The organism is Nostoc sp. FACHB-110, assembly GCF_014697425.1.
GTDB lineage: Bacteria > Cyanobacteriota > Cyanobacteriia > Cyanobacteriales > Nostocaceae > Nostoc_B.
In genome coordinates this window covers 1-4446 of record NZ_JACJRU010000091.1, presented here as the reverse complement: position 1 = coordinate 4446, position 4446 = coordinate 1, and the positions used below count along the sequence as shown (strand labels likewise).

Genomic DNA, 4446 nt, shown 5'->3' with positions numbered 1-4446 from the left:
CAAGAGGAGAAAAGGGAAACTACAGTACACAACGTGTAAAATTTAACGTTGCTTCTTCCGCTTAATTTTTTGTTACATACTTATGAATTTTCCCCACGACTTACTTATGGCATTTTTTCAGCTTCAGCAAAGCCTAAAGCTCTTGCCTCTGCCGAAATCTCAAGGCTAAAACCAAATTCATCTCTACCAATAGTTAAACAAGAGTCTTTATAACTGTAACAAATATTAGTTGCTGTACTGTAACCTGCTTTTTTTGCTTCATTGTCTAACGATTTAAGCACTTCCAGCGTAGGTAATTTAAATAACTGATCTATGGATGGTAGCCACATTTGATAAGGAATTCTACACATTCTGTTTTGAGGTGGCAAACCTAAGTCTTTACATACTTCGTGATTAGGGCAGTTCTCTGGTAGTTCACCCGTCATCACTTTACAATCAAGAAATAACCAACAATCTTTATCCTGAATTTCTAGCATCCCTGATTAGATAATCTCACTTGTTATTATAGCAAAAACTAGTTAATTTTTAGCAAAATAAAATTATTTTAGACTACTTTATCTTAAAATAAATGTTAGCAATAATTCAAAAATTCTCATTTTATTCTTAAACTAATAAAGCAGAAGATGAATAAAATTATGATTCCCATCGAATTTGAACTTGCAGCAATACAAATAGCCCGGACACATTTCCCTTGGTTGCGTTTTAAAATATCTTTTATCCAAGAAAAGGGAAGAGTCTACAATCGCTCATCAGATACTATTTATTTTGAAGCTTACTTTCAAAATAGTTTGATTAATGACGAGCCTCTTCACAAACTTAATTACTATCCCAGTTTTAATTTTTCCTTGTTGCCAGGAAAGAGACTAATCCAGTTAAGTGGCTGGTGGCGTAATCAGGTGTTAACTTTCACCTATGCGCCATTAGACCCAAAACCATACAATAAGTACTGGCAAAATGAAGAAAACTTAGCTGTATCTTGCCCCTATCCAGACGGCGATAAATTTGAACAGATGGCAATTGCTTTATTTCCTTTGGTTCAGGAGTATCTAGTAGAGTCGGAGGGGTAATGCGGCAAGAGCAATTTGTGACTTGAAGAAGATTTTGGACAGGTTGTCCAACTTTACCTTCCAAAACTAGATGTCCAACTTTACCTTCCAAAAACATGAAAAAGATAACATCTAGAAAAATTAAAGGAAAAGTTGACGAGGAGTTATATTAAAACAACGAAAAACTTCAGAAAGAAAATGCAAAGAAATGCGTGGTTTATAAGCATTGTCACAGCTTTGAGGTTTAGCGATTAAGTGGGAACTCATCCAGAATGAAAAAGAAAGGTCTTTTAACCCTTGTTCATCAAGATGCAGGCAACGTTCATGAAGGTAAGAATAGACATCTTGAATCTGAGGTGGTTTTGATAAATAAGGTGTAATAGCAATTAACTCTTGTAAGTAAGAGATGTTGCGTTGATAGGTGGCTTCCGAATATCCCATCAAGCGGAAATAACTAGTCAACTTCAAGGGATACTTTGTTTGACCTAACCATTCACCACAATGAGAACAATAACCTGGTTGACAAAAATTTAGCATTTTTTGATTGCAAGAAGGACAGGTATTCTCTAAAGAAATCTGATGTTGAGGGCAGAATTTAACATATTCAATTAACCAGAGCAAAGGAATATAAATAACTTGCCCTTGCTCTCGCCAAGCTTGATAACAATAAGGACACCAAGAACAAGAAGGTTTAAAAAGCAACTCTGGTGAATCAAAAACTTTTAGCCAACTCATTAAAGTTAAAGAGTATAAATCTTGACGAGATGTTAATTGCTCTATAGCTGTGACAATGACTGGAGTAATAGATTGAAGTCCATTTATAACTGATAAATTAGAGCCAGTTTTTTTATTCGTTAAAAATATCTGTTTAAGGGAAGTTTTTTTAGTATCTTTATGTAATAAATATTCCTGATGTTGAATCAAAGGAAGAAGTTCATAGATATAAAGCTGCCAAGGTCGAAGGTAATGATGCTGTGCTAATCTATGTAAATAGCTACTTAAACTTTCAGTCTCAGGAGTTCCTAAACCTATTGGTTGCAGAGAATAAAGCTGGCTTCTTTTAGGTAGATTTTGAATCGTTAAGCTCCAAGAATCATAAGGATTGAAAAATTTCTGTTTCCTGATCCTCCTTTTCTGGCTCTTGATTTTTTAAGGGATAACGGCGAGGAGAAGTTTGTGCAATTGGCGAGTGAGTGTTTTTCTTATCTTTCTTACATTGGGTGTTTTTTTCCTGAGCAATACCATGAGCTAAAGGAACTAATTTCAAGCCTTTTTGTAGGTTGAGTAAATCCTCTGATGATTCTTGTAGTTGTTGTTCACCTATGGTGATAGATTTCAGGATGACCAAACATTGGCGTACCCCTAAAGCATGACGTTGTAAATCAGATAAAGTAATAGTTCGAGCATTTCTATCATTATCTAAAACATCATTAAGTGTTACAGAAAGCCAATTTTTAAGAATACCTACACAGCCTAAACTTCTCTCATAGAGAAATTCCCAGTTAGATAATAAGTCAGGTTGTTGAGCTAAAGGAAGATATTGACTAAAGGTTTGAAGCACACTTTTAAATGCTTTAGCTTCTTGTGAATTTTCAGCATGATACCGTTGAAAATGAATTGTTTTGCTTCTCCGGCATAACTGATCTCCTAAATCAATTAAAGGTAACAAATCATAAGTTCCAGTCGGAATAATCTTAACTTGAGTTAGATTGGCTAAAGATTTGAGAGTTTCAGGTTGATCCTTTAATTTTCGACCACTAGGTAACATAGCAAGATGATGGGCTTCATCAATATAAAAAGCATCGGGAGAACGATGAATTAAAGCCGACTCCACCGCACTTCGCCACTTTGAACAAGATTGCCCATAATTAATCTTTTTTTCAATTAAAGGTTCATTTAACACCTTTAACAGCCGAATATAAAAATCTTTCCAATCAAATTGACTAAATTCTGGGGCTTTAGCTTCTAAACCAATTACAGGAACTTTACCCTGGTTATCCTGTAATTCGGGTAAAGCTTTCTGTGTTAGTTTTTGCTCTAAACGACGCAGTAAGGTAGTTTTCCCGACTCCAGTGGCTCCTACAACAAAAATTAAGGAAATCCCTGGTGCTTGATAAACTGATTGCATCACCTCATTAAAAGTCTGAATTAGATGAGGATGAGCCATTGTATAATTCACAAAAAATGTGACCTTTTCAGATATCGAAGCTTTTAATAATTCTTGAGGTAAGTGCTTTTGTTCCATCTATTAAAATTCTCCGTAAGATTCAAGAGTTTCTTCATTGTCAGCCTGGTTTACTAAGACTTCTGAATTATTTTCTCTCTCATAAAAGTGAGTCGTTTGAAGCCTATTTTGAGAAAGTTCTTTTCCTTCAATCAGATTAAGTACCGTTTTATTTTCTAATGCTTGTAGGCGTTGTTTAAGCAATTTTTCTTCGACTTGATAAACCCCTTGTAAATGCTCCATTAATTCAGCATCAGACAAAACAGTCGCCTGACCTTGATGTTTTTTGCGTTGGCGTAAGTCACTACTGATAATTTGCAGTTCTTTTTCTGTACGTCCTTGTAGATAGGGATAATGATTCGAGGTGCATTCATGCCAAAGACCTTTAACATAGCTATAGGCAACACTCACATTGAACGGGTCAATTTTGACCAAAACTGCTGTTTTCTCCACTTCTGGATTGCGGAAAGCATGACACCAGTAATAAATATTGTTCACCTTCACTCCCCTTCCAGGCTGTACGCTCCGGGTATCGCCACTATGGGGAGAAGGTAAGGTTAAAATTAAAAAAGTTTGGTCATATTCCAAACGACGACTTTCTCTTGAACCTCCTAATTGAATACCAGTTTCATAAGCTTGAAATGGGGAAAGTCCTAAACTAGAATTCAGTCGGTTATCATAAATTGAATAAGCCCATGTTTCTAATGATTGATAAAGCTCACCAATTGTCCAGACAGCTTGATGAATGGGGTTAACAGACTTGGTTATTTGTCTGGTATTTTTGAGAATTTGGGTATTTCCTTGTAATTCATGCAACCATAACGTGTTAGTTGTGCCGAACACTCTTTCCACAGGACTTCCATAACGAGGTTCTCCTGATGGGCGGTATTTATGGTTGCATTTGTAATAAGCTAAAAGTTGTTTAAAATAAACACTATGGAACTCTTTTCCATTATCGGTAATTATGGTTTGAGGTAATCGACCAAACCTTTTGACACAAATCCGAATTACCATTAAACAACTACGGTAACTGGGTGCTTCAAAGGAAAGATAAACTGCTAAAATTCTTGGTTCTTCCGGTAGTTTTATGGTCGTTATTAGAATTAACTTGATTTTAATAACTTATAATTTAGTCTTATCAATGTCTATAATATAGATTAGATAAGCATTTAGTAA

The 4446-nt window shown here is 35.3% G+C and carries 5 protein-coding genes; 1 reads left to right on the top strand and 4 read right to left on the bottom strand.

Annotation, left to right across the window (positions count from 1 at the left end; all coding sequences use genetic code 11):
• Positions 1-104: 104 nt before the first annotated feature.
• Positions 105-476, bottom strand: coding sequence for a hypothetical protein (locus tag H6G69_RS33370; RefSeq protein WP_190693999.1), 372 nt, complete (start codon positions 474-476; stop codon positions 105-107).
• Positions 477-623: 147 nt separating this feature from the next.
• On the opposite strand from H6G69_RS33370, the gene H6G69_RS33365 reads away from it, so the two are divergent.
• The gene (locus tag H6G69_RS33365; protein ID WP_190693998.1) at positions 624-1067 is read left to right on the top strand and encodes a hypothetical protein; all 444 of its coding nucleotides are present in this window, start codon (positions 624-626) and stop codon (positions 1065-1067) included.
• 120 nt (positions 1068-1187) lie between these two features.
• Here the strand turns inward: H6G69_RS33365 and H6G69_RS33360 are convergent, their stop codons facing one another.
• From H6G69_RS33360 to H6G69_RS33350, 3 genes are all read right to left on the bottom strand, one after another.
• Positions 1188-2078 (bottom strand): TniQ family protein, encoded by an 891-nt coding sequence (locus H6G69_RS33360; protein WP_313952709.1) that lies wholly within the window; start codon positions 2076-2078, stop codon positions 1188-1190.
• A 61-nt stretch (positions 2079-2139) separates the two neighbouring features.
• Positions 2140-3291 (bottom strand): ATP-binding protein, encoded by a 1152-nt coding sequence (locus H6G69_RS33355; RefSeq protein ID WP_190693997.1) that lies wholly within the window; start codon positions 3289-3291, stop codon positions 2140-2142.
• Positions 3292-3294: 3 nt separating this feature from the next.
• Entirely contained in the window at positions 3295-4284 is a 990-nt protein-coding gene (locus H6G69_RS33350; protein ID WP_190693996.1) for a Mu transposase C-terminal domain-containing protein, read from the bottom strand.
• Between the last annotated feature and the right edge of the window lie 162 nt (positions 4285-4446).